General features: G+C 40.5%; 15 protein-coding genes. 13 read left to right on the top strand and 2 right to left on the bottom strand.

Annotated elements, in window-relative coordinates:
- The first annotated feature begins 6 nt into the window (after positions 1–6).
- The 3 genes from NYE79_RS05940 (at position 7) to sdbB (ending at position 2,258) form a co-directional block, all read left to right on the top strand.
- Positions 7–867 carry a methionyl aminopeptidase gene (locus tag NYE79_RS05940; protein ID WP_000631558.1) on the top strand — a complete coding sequence of 287 codons (861 nt, stop codon included), beginning with the start codon at positions 7–9 and terminating at the stop codon, positions 865–867.
- 125 nt (positions 868–992) lie between these two features.
- Positions 993–1,700: a cytochrome c biogenesis CcdA family protein gene (ccdA2, locus tag NYE79_RS05935; RefSeq protein WP_247924107.1), complete on the top strand. Its 708-nt coding sequence runs from the start codon at positions 993–995 to the stop codon at positions 1,698–1,700.
- Between the two features lie 12 nt (positions 1,701–1,712).
- On the top strand, positions 1,713–2,258 hold the full coding sequence (sdbB, locus tag NYE79_RS05930) for a thiol-disulfide oxidoreductase-associated lipoprotein SdbB (protein ID WP_084881342.1): 546 nt from the start codon (positions 1,713–1,715) through the stop codon (positions 2,256–2,258).
- A 29-nt stretch (positions 2,259–2,287) separates the two neighbouring features.
- Here the strand turns inward: sdbB and pbp3 are convergent, their stop codons facing one another.
- Complete coding sequence (pbp3, locus tag NYE79_RS05925; RefSeq protein ID WP_009013471.1) at positions 2,288–3,529, bottom strand: D-alanyl-D-alanine carboxypeptidase PBP3; 1,242 nt, start codon at positions 3,527–3,529, stop codon at positions 2,288–2,290.
- Positions 3,530–3,633: 104 nt separating this feature from the next.
- Between pbp3 and NYE79_RS05920 the strand changes: the two genes are divergently transcribed.
- From NYE79_RS05920 to ffh, 5 genes are all read left to right on the top strand, one after another.
- Entirely contained in the window at positions 3,634–4,743 is a 1,110-nt protein-coding gene (locus NYE79_RS05920; RefSeq protein WP_000489821.1) for an AI-2E family transporter, read from the top strand.
- 235 nt (positions 4,744–4,978) lie between these two features.
- Positions 4,979–6,175 carry an elongation factor Tu gene (tuf, locus tag NYE79_RS05915; protein WP_001040723.1) on the top strand — a complete coding sequence of 399 codons (1,197 nt, stop codon included), beginning with the start codon at positions 4,979–4,981 and terminating at the stop codon, positions 6,173–6,175.
- A gap of 140 nt (positions 6,176–6,315) precedes the next feature.
- On the top strand, positions 6,316–6,648 hold the full coding sequence (locus NYE79_RS05910) for a putative DNA-binding protein (protein ID WP_000402066.1): 333 nt from the start codon (positions 6,316–6,318) through the stop codon (positions 6,646–6,648).
- Positions 6,649–6,650: 2 nt separating this feature from the next.
- Positions 6,651–6,866, top strand: coding sequence for a hypothetical protein (locus tag NYE79_RS05905; protein WP_000534887.1), 216 nt, complete (start codon positions 6,651–6,653; stop codon positions 6,864–6,866).
- 19 nt (positions 6,867–6,885) lie between these two features.
- Entirely contained in the window at positions 6,886–8,457 is a 1,572-nt protein-coding gene (ffh, locus tag NYE79_RS05900) for a signal recognition particle protein (protein WP_084880657.1), read from the top strand.
- 72 nt (positions 8,458–8,529) lie between these two features.
- On the opposite strand, the gene guaA is transcribed toward ffh, so the two are convergent.
- The gene (gene guaA, locus NYE79_RS05895) at positions 8,530–10,092 is read right to left on the bottom strand and encodes a glutamine-hydrolyzing GMP synthase (protein WP_000065697.1); all 1,563 of its coding nucleotides are present in this window, start codon (positions 10,090–10,092) and stop codon (positions 8,530–8,532) included.
- Between the two features lie 140 nt (positions 10,093–10,232).
- Here guaA and NYE79_RS05890 point away from each other — a divergent pair, with 140 nt between their 5' ends.
- The 5 genes from NYE79_RS05890 (at position 10,233) to atpB (ending at position 13,862) form a co-directional block, all read left to right on the top strand.
- Positions 10,233–10,931 carry a GntR family transcriptional regulator gene (locus tag NYE79_RS05890; protein ID WP_000936182.1) on the top strand — a complete coding sequence of 233 codons (699 nt, stop codon included), beginning with the start codon at positions 10,233–10,235 and terminating at the stop codon, positions 10,929–10,931.
- A 137-nt stretch (positions 10,932–11,068) separates the two neighbouring features.
- Positions 11,069–12,355 (top strand): U32 family peptidase, encoded by a 1,287-nt coding sequence (locus tag NYE79_RS05885; RefSeq protein WP_000169096.1) that lies wholly within the window; start codon positions 11,069–11,071, stop codon positions 12,353–12,355.
- A 14-nt stretch (positions 12,356–12,369) separates the two neighbouring features.
- Positions 12,370–12,681 (top strand): CHY zinc finger protein, encoded by a 312-nt coding sequence (locus NYE79_RS05880; RefSeq protein ID WP_008279616.1) that lies wholly within the window; start codon positions 12,370–12,372, stop codon positions 12,679–12,681.
- 231 nt (positions 12,682–12,912) lie between these two features.
- Positions 12,913–13,113, top strand: a complete 201-nt coding sequence (locus NYE79_RS05875) for a F0F1 ATP synthase subunit C (RefSeq protein ID WP_001054551.1) — start codon at positions 12,913–12,915, stop codon at positions 13,111–13,113.
- A 32-nt stretch (positions 13,114–13,145) separates the two neighbouring features.
- Positions 13,146–13,862, top strand: a complete 717-nt coding sequence (gene atpB, locus NYE79_RS05870) for a F0F1 ATP synthase subunit A (RefSeq protein ID WP_000392937.1) — start codon at positions 13,146–13,148, stop codon at positions 13,860–13,862.
- Positions 13,863–13,868: the final 6 nt, after the last annotated feature.

Raw genomic sequence — 13,868 nt, 5'->3', positions numbered from 1 at the left:
GAAAAAATGATAACTTTAAAATCAGCACGTGAAATCGAAGCCATGGACAAGGCTGGTGATTTCCTAGCAAGTATCCATATCGGCTTACGTGATTTGATTAAGCCGGGCGTAGATATGTGGGAAGTTGAAGAGTACGTTCGTCGACGTTGTAAAGAGGAGAATTTCCTTCCTTTACAGATTGGAGTAGATGGTGCAGTCATGGATTACCCCTATGCCACTTGTTGCTCTCTCAACGACGAAGTAGCTCATGCTTTTCCACGTCATTACATCTTGAAAGATGGCGATTTGCTCAAGGTTGACATGGTACTGGGTGGTCCGATTGCCAAATCCGACCTCAATGTATCTAAACTCAACTTCAACAATGTTGAGCAAATGAAAAAATACACCCAAAGTTATACTGGTGGTTTAGCTGACTCATGTTGGGCTTATGCGGTTGGTACACCGTCTGAAGAAGTGAAAAACCTGATGGACGTGACCAAGGAAGCTATGTATAAAGGGATTGAGCAAGCAGTTGTTGGCAATCGTATCGGTGATATCGGTGCAGCCATTCAAGAATACGCTGAAAGTCGCGGTTACGGTGTCGTTCGTGATTTGGTTGGTCATGGTGTTGGTCCAACTATGCACGAGGAGCCAATGGTTCCTAACTACGGTATTGCAGGGCGTGGACTCCGTCTCCGTGAAGGAATGGTACTAACTATTGAACCCATGATCAATACTGGTGACTGGGAAATTGATACAGATATGAAGACTGGCTGGGCTCATAAGACTATAGATGGCGGCCTGTCTTGCCAATATGAACACCAGTTCGTGATTACCAAAGACGGTCCAGTTATCTTGACTAGTCAAGGTGAAGAAGGAACGTATTAAAAAAAGGAGCTTAGCTCCTTTTTTTGTGTCAAATTTTATCAAAATAAATAAGCGTAGCAGACTTCTTACAAATTTATTCTTTTGTAGTAAAATAGGATTAGAATTTTGAGAAAGTAGGTAATTCGTTGGAGTCGATTATATTTCTAGTATCCGTTTTTTTAGCAGGTATTCTGTCCTTCTTTTCACCCTGCATCTTTCCTTTGCTACCTGTCTATGCTGGTATTTTACTGGATGATCAGGGAAATTCGAAAAGCTTTCGCTTTTTTGGAAGAGACGTTGCATGGTCAGGCTTAATTCGGACCTTGTACTTTATTGCAGGAATCTCCCTTATTTTCTTTATTTTGGGATTTGGAGCTGGATTCCTAGGGTATATGCTATATGCAGACTGGTTTCGTTATGCTATGGGAATAGTCATTATTCTTTTAGGGCTTCACCAGATGGAAATCTTGCATTTCAATAAACTGGAGGTTCAAAAGACAGTCACCTTCAAACAATCTAAGTCGAATCACTATCTGTCAGCCTTTTTGCTTGGGATAACCTTTAGTTTTGGTTGGACCCCTTGTATCGGACCAGTCTTAAGTTCAGTCTTGGCCCTAGCAGCTTCAGGTGGCAATGGTGCTTGGCAAGGAGCCGTGTTAACATTAGTATACACATTGGGAATGGCCCTTCCTTTCATTGTTTTGGCCTTGGCTTCGGGCTGGATTATGCCCTATTTTAGTAAATTAAAACCCCATATGATTCTACTAAAGAAAATCGGGGGAGCTTTGATTATTTTGATGGGATTATTATTAATGCTAGGGCAGTTAAATGCCTTGTCAGGAATTCTTGGATAAAAGGAGAAAAAGATGAAAAAAATTATTTTTACAGGATTGAGCCTCATGTCTCTATTCTTGTTGATTGCCTGTGGTGAAAAAGAAACCAAACAGACAAGCAGTCCAAAACAACCCGCTGTACAACAAATCGCAGTCGGTAAGGATGCGCCAGACTTTACCTTGCAGTCTATGGATGGCAAAGAAGTGAAGTTATCAGACTATAAAGGGAAAAAGGTCTATTTGAAATTCTGGGCTTCTTGGTGTGGACCATGTAAAAAAAGCATGCCTGAGTTGATGGAATTAGCTGCCAAACAAGATCGAGACTTTGAAATCTTGAGTGTCATCGCACCTGGTCTACAAGGTGAAAAAACAGTTCAAGACTTTCCAAAATGGTACCAAGAACAAGGATACAAGGATATTCCAGTTCTATATGATACGCAAGCAACTACCTTCCAAGCCTACCAAATTCGTAGTATTCCAACGGAATACTTGATTGACAGTCAGGGTAAAATCGGAAAAATTCAATTTGGTGCTATTAGCAATGCTGATGCAGAAGCGACTTTTAAAGAAATGAAATAAAGAAAAAATCGCGATTGTTCGCGATTTTTTTATAGTTTTTCATTGATAAAGCGGATAAATTGATTCCACCAAACCTTCAAAAAGAAGGCTTTTTCTACTTTCTTTTCAGAAACCATTTCAAAAGATGGTTTGTCGGAAGTGAGATAGCCCTGACCGACCAAATCCTGATCATCATAGGTTAGAGTACCAACAACCTTGCCTTCTTCCAATGGAGCCATTTCTGATGTTGATTTCGGTGTGAATTGGAGAGTAGGTGTAGTACCGCTTCCGATGCGTTGGACGATGGAAATGTCTGACTTAGCGACAGCTGTCACATTATCTTCTTTACCATCAAGAACTGTTACTTTACTATCGTTGTATGTTTCACCTTTCTGAACGACAGTTTTTAAGGCAAAATTTGCAGAAATATAATCTAAAAGTGCAGAAGTAGCAGTAAAACGTGCATAAAGGTTGGTATCTTGTTGATCTGCATTCAAAACAACCGTAATAATACGCATCCCTTTCTCAACAGTTGTTCCAACGAATGAAGCGCCAGCTTTATCAGTAGTACCTGTCTTTAGTCCATCAATACCACCACGATAGGCTGGCATTCCCTCCAACATATAGTTGGTTGAGTGGATTTCAAGTCCTGCAAAGGTAGAAGTTGGCTTTTTGGTGATTTCCAAAACTTGAGGATAATCTCGGATGAGGTTACGAGCGACGATCGCAACATCGTAGGCACTCAACTTGTTTTCATCGTCTTTTTTAGAACCAGGATAGATATTATCACCAAGGGTCTCATTATTTAAACCAGTTGTGTTTACAATAGTTGCATCTTGAATTCCCCATTCAAGAAGTTTAGCCCTCATTTTGTCTACAAAGTCTTTCTCAGAACCAGCAATCTTTTCTGCTAGCGCAATCGCAGCACTGTTTGCACTGGATACCATTGTAGCCTCTAATAGTTGTTCAACAGTATAATTTCGAGCTTCCATAGGGACGTTACTGGCCTCAGAATTAGTTGTAAGTTTGTAAGGATAGTCCGAAATATCAACAGGTGTAGATAGGCTGATAGTTCCTTGTTCCAGAGCTTCATAGACCAAATAAACTGTAACCAGTTTGGTAATAGAAGCAATTTCTACAGGCTGATTTGCATCTTTTTCATAGAGGATTTTTCCAGTTGTAGCCTCGACAGCAATGGCATGTTTAGCAGCAACATCAAACTCCTGAGCAGAAACAGTAGAAGCTGTTCCAAAAACAAAAAGTGTCATAAAAGATAAAATTATTTTTTTCATATTAGCTTTATTTTATCATAAAGAAAAAAAATATTCTCGCTTTTTTACTAAAGCCATCTTATCTTTTTAAGAAATGTGGTAAAATAGAGAGAAGGAGGATACCTATGTTCCGTAGAAACAAATTATTTTTTTGGACAGCTGAAATTTTATTATTAACACTGATTTTCTATCTTTGGAGAGAAATGGGAGCTATCATTACTCCCTTCGTGACGGTTGTGAATACCATCATGATTCCATTTTTGCTTGGTGGATTTTTTTACTACATTACAAATCCCATCGTTACTTTCTTAGAAAAGAGATGTAAAATCAATCGTCTAATTGGTGTCTTGGTCACTCTTTGTGCCTTAATTGGTGCTATCGTTGTAGGGGTCGTTTATCTCTTGCCGATTTTGATTAATCAGTTGACCAGCTTGATTATTTCTAGTCAAAACATCTATAGTAGACTACAAGATTTGATCATCGATTTGTCCATGAATCCAGTCTTCCAAAATATTGATATTCAACAAACAATTCAACAACTGAATCTCTCCTATGTGGATATCCTCCAGAATATCCTTAATAGCGTCAGCAACAGTTTAGGAAGCGTTCTTTCAGCCTTGTTTAGTACGGTTCTGATTCTCATTATGACCCCTGTATTCTTGATTTATTTCTTGTTGGATGGTCATAAGTTGCTACCAATGTTGGAACGTACCGTCTTAAAACATGACAAATTGAATCTTTCTAGCCTTTTAACCAATCTCAATACAACTATAGCGCGCTATATCAGTGGAATTGCGATTGATGCGATTATTATTGGATGTTTAGCCTATATTGGCTATAGCGTTATCGGATTAAAGTACGCCCTAGTTTTTGCTATTTTCTCTGGAATCGCAAATTTGATTCCTTATGTTGGTCCAAGTATTGGCTTGATTCCAATGGTGATTGCCAATGTGTTCACGGATCCTCATCGTATGTTGATTGCGGTTGCTTATATGCTCATTATTCAGCAGATTGATGGAAATGTTCTCTATCCACGCATCGTTGGAGGAGTTATGAAAGTGCATCCGATTACGATCTTGGTGCTCCTTTTACTGTCAAGTAATATCTACGGTGTCATAGGGATGGTCGTAGCAGTACCTACTTACTCCATTTTTAAAGAAATTACTAAGTTCCTAGCGAAATTATATGAAAACCATAAAGAAGCTAAGGAACTGGAAAAAACAGAATCAAATTAAAATCAGGGAAACCTGATTTTTTTGATGAAAAGACTATCGCCCAAACAAAATAAGTTTGAATTCATATTGCCATAAAGAAGCAGAAGAACAGGATTTGATAAGATTTAGATTAATTGACAAAATATGTGTAAAACACTTGCAATTTAGCAGAAATTTGATAAAATAGTAAGGAAAGTTAGACTGTATTGCCTACTGTCTATCTATAAAATATATTTTATTGGAGGCTTTTACTCAAATGGCAAAAGAAAAATACGATCGTAGTAAACCACACGTTAACATTGGTACTATCGGACACGTTGACCACGGTAAAACTACCCTAACTGCAGCTATCACAACTGTTTTGGCACGTCGCTTGCCTTCATCAGTTAACCAACCTAAAGACTATGCGTCTATCGATGCTGCTCCAGAAGAACGCGAACGCGGTATCACTATCAACACTGCGCACGTTGAGTACGAAACTGAAAAACGTCACTACGCTCACATCGACGCTCCAGGACACGCGGACTACGTTAAAAACATGATCACTGGTGCTGCCCAAATGGATGGAGCTATCCTTGTAGTAGCTTCAACTGACGGACCAATGCCACAAACTCGTGAGCACATCCTTCTTTCACGTCAGGTTGGTGTTAAACACCTTATCGTCTTCATGAACAAGATCGACTTGGTTGACGACGAAGAATTGCTTGAATTGGTTGAAATGGAAATCCGTGACCTTCTTTCAGAATACGACTTCCCAGGTGACGATCTTCCAGTTATCCAAGGTTCAGCTCTTAAAGCTCTTGAAGGTGACTCTAAATACGAAGACATCATCATGGAATTGATGAACACTGTTGATGAGTACATTCCAGAACCAGAACGTGACACTGACAAACCATTGCTTCTTCCAGTCGAAGATGTATTCTCAATCACTGGACGTGGTACAGTTGCTTCAGGACGTATCGACCGTGGTACTGTTCGTGTCAACGACGAAATCGAAATCGTTGGTATCAAAGAAGAAACTTCAAAAGCAGTTGTTACTGGTGTTGAAATGTTCCGTAAACAACTTGACGAAGGTCTTGCCGGAGATAACGTAGGTGTCCTTCTTCGTGGTGTTCAACGTGATGAAATCGAACGTGGACAAGTTATCGCTAAACCAGGTTCAATCAACCCACACACTAAATTTAAAGGTGAAGTCTACATCCTTACTAAAGAAGAAGGTGGACGTCACACTCCATTCTTCAACAACTACCGTCCACAATTCTACTTCCGTACTACTGACGTTACAGGTTCAATCGAACTTCCAGCAGGTACTGAAATGGTAATGCCTGGTGATAACGTGACTATCGACGTTGAGTTGATCCACCCAATCGCCGTAGAACAAGGTACTACATTCTCTATCCGTGAGGGTGGACGTACTGTTGGTTCAGGTATGGTTACAGAAATCGAAGCTTAATTCGATTAAGTTCCCAGAAGAACAATTATTTAAGTCAGACACTAAAAGAATCTTGCCTTGCAAGGTTCTTTTTTCTTCTTACTCTATTTGAAGTGCTTCCACTCTAGCAGTATAATCGTTTTTTTGGTATAATAAAAGTTATGGAAATCGAAAAAACCAATCGTATGAACGCCCTTTTTGAATTTTATGCGGCGCTTTTGACAGACAAGCAGATGAACTATATTGAACTCTATTATGCTGATGATTATAGTCTTGCTGAGATTGCTGAAGAGTTCGGTGTCAGTCGTCAGGCTGTCTATGATAATATCAAGCGGACGGAAAAGATTCTAGAAGATTATGAGATGAAACTGCACATGTATTCGGACTACATTGTCCGCAGTCAGATTTTTGACCAGATCTTGGAGCGTTATCCCAAGGATGACTTTCTGCAGGAGCAGATAGAAATTTTAACAAGTATTGATAATAGAGAATAAGTATGGGGAGTATAGTCATCTACAAAGGTATACCCTGTAAACTATTAGCTGCTGAGACTCCTTTTCCCACAAGGCTACAAATCCTCTCGTCTGATTCTATCTTTCGAGCTCTTCAAGAGGGATTTAGCTGTTGGGGATATCCAAATGAGATAATGAAAGAAGTCACTCCAGAAGAACTTGTTTGTTTACAAGATTTTGGACGTTTTCCACCGAATTAATGAAACATAGGAGAAAAAAATGGCATTTGAAAGTTTAACAGAACGTTTACAGAACGTCTTTAAAAATCTACGTAAAAAAGGAAAAATATCTGAGGCTGATGTCCAGGAAGCAACCAAAGAGATTCGTTTGGCCTTGCTGGAAGCCGACGTTGCTTTGCCTGTTGTAAAGGACTTTATCAAGAAGGTTCGTGAACGTGCAGTCGGACACGAGATCATTGATACCCTCAATCCAGCCCAACAGATTATCAAAATCGTTGATGAGGAATTGACAGCTGTTTTAGGTTCCGATACGGCAGAAATTATCAAGTCACCAAAAATTCCAACCATTATCATGATGGTCGGTTTGCAAGGGGCTGGTAAAACGACTTTTGCTGGTAAGCTGGCTAATAAACTCAAGAAGGAAGAAAATGCTCGTCCTTTGATGATTGCGGCAGATATTTATCGTCCAGCAGCCATCGATCAGCTGAAAACACTTGGACAACAAATCGATGTTCCTGTCTTTGCACTTGGAACAGAAGTGCCTGCTGTTGAAATTGTTCGCCAAGGTTTGGAGCAAGCGCAGGCCAATCACAACGACTATGTCTTGATCGATACGGCAGGGCGTTTACAAATCGATGAACTTCTTATGAATGAGCTTCGTGATGTTAAAGCACTGGCTCAACCAAACGAAATCCTCCTTGTCATTGATGCCATGATCGGTCAGGAAGCGGCTAATGTTGCCCGTGAGTTTAATGCTCAGTTGGAAGTAACTGGTGTCATCCTTACCAAGATTGATGGGGATACTCGTGGTGGTGCAGCTTTGTCTGTTCGTCACATCACTGGAAAACCTATCAAGTTCACTGGTACGGGTGAAAAGATAACAGATATCGAAACCTTCCACCCAGACCGTATGTCAAGCCGTATCCTTGGTATGGGGGATATGCTCACTTTGATTGAGAAAGCTTCTCAGGAATACGATGAGCAAAAAGCTCTTGAAATGGCTGAGAAAATGCGCGAAAACACCTTTGATTTCAATGATTTCATTGATCAATTGGATCAGGTGCAAAATATGGGGCCAATGGAAGACTTACTCAAGATGATTCCAGGTATGGCTAACAATCCTGCCCTTCAAAATATGAAGGTGGATGAGCGCCAGATTGCGCGCAAACGTGCCATTGTGTCTTCTATGACACCTGAAGAACGCGAAAACCCTGATCTGTTAAATCCAAGTCGTCGCCGTCGTATCGCTGCTGGTTCTGGAAATACCTTTGTCGAAGTCAATAAATTTATCAAGGACTTTAACCAGGCCAAACAGCTCATGCAAGGTGTCATGTCTGGGGATATGAACAAGATGATGAAGCAGATGGGAATCAACCCAAATAACCTTCCAAAAAATATGCCAAATATGGGAGGGATGGATATGTCTGCCCTTGAAGGCATGATGGGACAAGGTGGAATGCCGGATATGTCAGCTCTTGGAGGAGCAGGCATGCCAGATATGAGCCAGATGTTTGGTGGCGGACTCAAAGGTAAAATCGGTGAATTTGCCATGAAACAGTCTATGAAACGCATGGCTAACAAAATGAAAAAAGCTAAGAAAAAACGCAAATAAAAAAGGAAAGCAGAAGTGCTACCTAAAAAAGAACTCTGAATCCGATTCAGAGTTCTTTTGTGTTTGATTGGTTTATTCCCACTCCACAGTTGCAGGTGGTTTACTTGTAATGTCGTAGACGATACGGTTAACGTGATCTACTTCATTTACGATACGTACAGAGATTTTTTGAAGGACTTCCCAAGGAATCTTGGCAAAGTCAGCTGTCATACCATCGATAGAAGTGATCGCACGAATGGCGATGGTGTAGTCGTAAGTACGACCATCACCCATAACACCGACTGAACGAACGCCTGTGTTGACAGTGAAGTATTGCCAAATATCACGATCAAGACCAGCTTTAGCGATTTCTTCACGTAGGATAGCATCAGACTCACGAACAGTTTCTAGTTTTTCCTCAGTGATTTCACCCATGACACGGATAGCGAGTCCTGGTCCTGGGAATGGTTGGCGCCATACGATGTGGTCTGGCATACCAAGCTCTGTACCGAGGGCACGGACTTCGTCTTTATAAAGAGTGTTCAATGGCTCAATCAATTCAAACTGCATGTCTTCTGGAAGACCACCAACATTGTGGTGTGATTTGATGGTTTGAGCAGTATCTGTACCAGACTCAATCACGTCAGTGTAAAGCGTTCCCTGAGCAAGGAATTTTACATCTTTTAGCTTACTAGCTTCGTCATCAAAGACATAAACAAACTCGTTTCCGATGATTTTACGTTTTTGCTCAGGATCAGAAACACCTGCAAGTTTATCAAGGAATCGTTTAGCAGCGTCTGCTTTAACGATATTCAAACCAAACTTACCACCAAGCATGTCCATAACTTGGTCAGCCTCTCCCTTACGGAGAAGACCGTGGTCTACAAAGATACAGATCAATTGATCGCCGATTGCTTTCTGGAGAAGAACGCCAACAACAGAAGAGTCAACACCACCTGATAGGCCGAGAAGAACACGCTTGTCACCTACAGTTTCACGGATTTTTTTGATCTGCATATCGATGAAGTTGTCCATTGACCAGTCGCCTTTAGCCTGACAGATGTTAAGGGCAAAGTTGCGAAGGATATCATTCCCGTATACAGAATGGCGAACTTCTGGGTGGAATTGGATACCATAGATGTGCTTGTCAGGGTTTTCAATAGCTGCATAAGGACAGTCAGCAGAAGTTCCAGTACGAACAAAATCAGCTGGAATCTCTGTAACAGCATCGCCATGGCTCATCAAAACAATCTGTTCTTCAGGAGTCCCTTCAAAGAGGGCAGAAGTGGTATGGGTAAGTGGTGATTGGCCATACTCTCGGTTACCAGCATCACCTGCAGGGACAACTTTTCCTCCAAGTTTATGAGTTAAAAGTTGCATACCATAGCATATTCCTAAAATTGGAATGCCAAGTTCAAAAATTTCTGGGTCAATATCAAATGAACCATCTTCGTATACAGAGTTTGGTCCACCAGAGAGGATGATCCCTACAGGGTTAATCGCACGAACCTCTGCGGCTGAGATTTTATGACTTTTTAACTCTGAAAAAACACCAATTTCACGAATACGACGTGAAATCAGCTGGTTGTATTGGCTACCATAGTCCAGCACGATGATTTTTTCGACATCTTGCAAGTCAGTTGAAATGTTGCTCATCTTTTTCCTTTCTCAAAAGAAATATCTTTTTCAATATTCTATCACAAATAGGGGCGAATTACCAACTAAACAAGGCAAAGTTTGACTTTTTCTTAGCAAATACGGTACAATGGAGAAAATAAAGAAAAGAAGTGAGAATCATGTTACCAGCTTATATGAAAATCCACGATCAGATCAAGAAGGATATAGATGAGCATCATTGGAAAATCGGAGAGAGACTTCCAAGTGAGCGAGATTTAGCTGAACAGTTTCAAGTTAGCCGGATGACATTACGTCAGGCTATCTCTCTCTTGGTTGAGGAAGGAGTTTTGGAGCGTCGTGTAGGAAGTGGAACCTTTGTCTCTAGCACTCGTGTCCAAGAAAAAATGCGGGGTACAACCAGTTTTACGGAGATTGTCAAATCTCAGGGGAAAGTTCCTTCTAGTCAACTCATTTCTTACAGAAGAACCATTCCAAATGAGCAAGAGGTCGCTAATCTAGGGATTGCTCCGACAGAGAATATTATCCGCATGGAACGGGTGCGTTACGCTGACCAAGTTCCACTAGTCTATGAAGTCGCATCTATTCCTGAGAAATTTATTAAGGATTTCAAAAAAGAAGAAATCACCAGTCATTTCTTCCATACCTTGCAGCAACATGGCTATCGGATTGGCAAATCCCAACAGACCATTTATGCGAGATTGGCTAAGGAAAAAATTGCTCACTATCTAGAAGTTGAAAAAGGGCATGCCATTTTAGCCTTGACTCAGGTCTCTTATCTTGAAGATGGGACGGCTTTCGAGTATGTAAAGAGTCAATACGTGGGCGAACGCTTTGAATTTTATCTTGAAAATAACTAGTCTAGAAAGGCTAGTTTTTTGTTTTCTTAAAAGATTAGAATTGTCAAAACAATCTGTCTAGGCTTGATTTTATTGCTTATTTACTATAAAATGAGAAGGAAAAACGTCAAACTTTTATATTGCAAATAGGAGAAGAAATGACAAAAACATTAAAACGTCCTGAGGTTTTATCACCTGCAGGGACTTTAGAGAAGCTGAAAGTAGCTGTTCAATATGGTGCGGACGCAGTCTTCATCGGTGGACAGGCCTATGGTCTTCGTAGCCGTGCAGGAAACTTCACCTTTGAACAGATGGAAGAAGGCGTGCAGTTTGCTGCTAAGTACGGTGCCAAGGTCTATGTGGCTGCTAACATGGTTATGCACGAAGGAAACGAAGCTGGTGCTGGAGAATGGTTCCGTAAGTTGCGTGACATCGGGATTGCCGCAGTTATCGTGTCAGATCCAGCCTTGATTATGATTGCAGCAACCGAAGCACCAGGTCTTGAAATCCACCTTTCAACCCAAGCTAGTGCGACCAACTATGAAACTTTAGAGTTCTGGAAAGAACTTGGTCTAACTCGCGTGGTTTTGGCCCGTGAAGTTTCAATGGAAGAATTGGCAGAGATTCGCAAACGTACTGATGTAGAAATTGAAGCCTTTGTCCATGGAGCCATGTGTATTTCTTACTCAGGTCGCTGTACGTTATCAAACCACATGAGTATGCGTGATGCCAACCGTGGGGGCTGTTCTCAGTCTTGTCGTTGGAAATACGATCTTTATGACATGCCTTTTGGTCAAGAACGTAAGAGTCTGAAAGGTGAAATTCCAGAAGAATTTTCGATGTCAGCCGTTGACATGTCCATGATTGACCATATTCCAGATATGATCGAAAACGGTGTAGACAGTCTCAAGATTGAAGGTCGTATGAAGTCGATCCACTATGTTTCAACTGTGACCAACTGTTACAAGGCGGCTGTAGATGCTTATCTCGAAAGTCCCGAGAAATTTGAAGCCATCAAACAGGACTTGGTAGACGAGATGTGGAAGGTTGCCCAACGTGAATTGGCAACAGGTTTCTACTACGGTACACCGTCTGAAAACGAACAGTTGTTTGGCGCTCGTCGTAAAATTCCTGAATACAAGTTTGTCGCTGAAGTGGTTTCGTATGATGATGCGACTCAAACGGCAACCATTCGTCAACGGAATGTTATCAATGAAGGAGACCAAGTTGAGTTTTACGGACCAGGTTTCCGACATTTTGAAACTTATATCGAAGATCTTCATGATGCCAAGGGCAATAAAATAGACCGTGCTCCAAATCCAATGGAACTCTTGACAATCAAGGTTCCACAACCTGTTCAAGCAGGGGATATGGTCCGCGCTCTCAAGGAAGGGCTCATCAACCTCTATAAGGAAGACGGGACAAGTGTTACAGTTCGTGCCTAGATAAGGAAAAGGGAATGATACAAGCTCAAGGTTTATTGGTAGATGATGAAAGCAGATGTGTTCATTATCATAGTGAAAAGGATATTGTTTCACTCCAATGTTATGAATGCAAAAAATACTACGCATGCTATCAGTGTCACAATACTATGGAGACACATGTTTTTTCTCCCTATCCCTTGGCGCTTTTTGAGGATCGACCAATCTTATGTGGGGGTTGTAAGAGGACAATGACTTTCCAAGAATACCAAAAACAGATGGCTTGTCCTTACTGCAGTGCACCATTTAATCCAGGTTGTAAACAACACTATTCCTACTATTTTAAATAAAATGAATCGATCCAAGTTCTTAACTTGGATTTTTCAGTTTGTTTCAGAAAATAGAGTAAAATCAAGAAAAATTCGCAATCTAAAATGGAAAAACTTTCTATAGAATGGGGTAAAAACAGCAAAAATAGAAATAAATCATATGAAACGCTTTCAATGTTAGTAAAAAGTTGACAAAAACAAATTTTAGGACTAAACTAAGGAAGTAAATTTAAATAAAAAGGAGAATTCATCATGAATTTAACATTTTTCGGTCTATGTCTTGCCTGTATGGGTGTATCCCTTGCAGAAGGATTTTTGATGAACGGTTTGTTCAAGTCTGCAGCACGCCAACCAGACATCATCCCACAATTGCGTAGTTTGATGATCATGGGGATTGCCTTTATCGAAGGAACATTCTTTGTAACCTTGGCGATGTCATTTGTCATTAAATAGACAACTCTATTTAGAAATGGAGGTGTCAAACCATGGAAGAAAGTTTGAATCCAACCGTTAATATTGGACCAATATCCTTTGATTTGACCCTGCTTGCCATGTCTCTTGTAACTGTTTTGATGGTTTTTGCCTTTGTCTACTGGGCAAGTCGTAAAATGACCATCCGTCCAAAGGGCAAACAAAATGCTCTTGAGATGATTTACGACTTTGTGATTGGTTTTACCAAACCAAACATTGGAGAATCATACATCAAGGATTATTCCTTATTTCTGTTTTCTCTATTTCTGTTTATCTTGGTTGCCAATAATATCGGCTTAATGGCAAAAGTACAAACAACAAACGGTTATAACTTGTGGACTTCCCCAACAGCCAACCTTGGATACGATTTATCCCTATCATTCTTGATCACTTTGATCGCCCATGTAGAAGGAGTTCGTCGTAGAGGCGTTAAAGAATATTTGAGAGCATTTGTTACACCTGGCTTTATGACTCCGATGAACATTTTAGAAGAGTTCACCAATTTTGCTTCCTTGGCGATTCGGATCTACGGAAATATTTTTGCCGGTGAGGTCTTAGCTGGATTGCTATTAGCCTTGTCACAAAATGCTTTGTATTGGTATCCTTTTGCCTTTATCGCAAACATGTTATGGACAGCCTTTTCGATTTTCATTTCATGTATTCAAGCCTATGTCTTTACCATGTTGTCATCGATGTACATTGGTAAGAAGATAAATGCTGGGGAAGAGTAAGTAGAG

This window comes from Streptococcus sp. FSL W8-0197 (genome assembly GCF_037963785.1).
GTDB lineage: Bacteria > Bacillota > Bacilli > Lactobacillales > Streptococcaceae > Streptococcus > Streptococcus oralis_CQ.
Note: the sequence above shows the minus strand (reverse complement) of the source record. Positions and strands in the feature narration are given on the sequence as shown.

What these genes read in the sequence shown, in the direction of transcription:
- NYE79_RS05940 (WP_000631558.1), top strand. Translation starts at nt 7, where the DNA reads ATGATAACTTTAAAATCAGCACGTGAAATCGAAGCCATGGACAAGGCT.
- sdbB (WP_084881342.1), top strand. Translation starts at nt 1,713, where the DNA reads ATGAAAAAAATTATTTTTACAGGATTGAGCCTCATGTCTCTATTCTTG.
- pbp3 (WP_009013471.1), bottom strand. Translation starts at nt 3,529, where the DNA reads ATGAAAAAAATAATTTTATCTTTTATGACACTTTTTGTTTTTGGAACA.
- NYE79_RS05920 (WP_000489821.1), top strand. Translation starts at nt 3,634, where the DNA reads ATGTTCCGTAGAAACAAATTATTTTTTTGGACAGCTGAAATTTTATTA.
- tuf (WP_001040723.1), top strand. Translation starts at nt 4,979, where the DNA reads ATGGCAAAAGAAAAATACGATCGTAGTAAACCACACGTTAACATTGGT.
- NYE79_RS05910 (WP_000402066.1), top strand. Translation starts at nt 6,316, where the DNA reads ATGGAAATCGAAAAAACCAATCGTATGAACGCCCTTTTTGAATTTTAT.
- NYE79_RS05905 (WP_000534887.1), top strand. Translation starts at nt 6,651, where the DNA reads ATGGGGAGTATAGTCATCTACAAAGGTATACCCTGTAAACTATTAGCT.
- ffh (WP_084880657.1), top strand. Translation starts at nt 6,886, where the DNA reads ATGGCATTTGAAAGTTTAACAGAACGTTTACAGAACGTCTTTAAAAAT.
- guaA (WP_000065697.1), bottom strand. Translation starts at nt 10,092, where the DNA reads ATGAGCAACATTTCAACTGACTTGCAAGATGTCGAAAAAATCATCGTG.
- NYE79_RS05890 (WP_000936182.1), top strand. Translation starts at nt 10,233, where the DNA reads ATGTTACCAGCTTATATGAAAATCCACGATCAGATCAAGAAGGATATA.
- NYE79_RS05885 (WP_000169096.1), top strand. Translation starts at nt 11,069, where the DNA reads ATGACAAAAACATTAAAACGTCCTGAGGTTTTATCACCTGCAGGGACT.
- NYE79_RS05880 (WP_008279616.1), top strand. Translation starts at nt 12,370, where the DNA reads ATGATACAAGCTCAAGGTTTATTGGTAGATGATGAAAGCAGATGTGTT.
- NYE79_RS05875 (WP_001054551.1), top strand. Translation starts at nt 12,913, where the DNA reads ATGAATTTAACATTTTTCGGTCTATGTCTTGCCTGTATGGGTGTATCC.
- atpB (WP_000392937.1), top strand. Translation starts at nt 13,146, where the DNA reads ATGGAAGAAAGTTTGAATCCAACCGTTAATATTGGACCAATATCCTTT.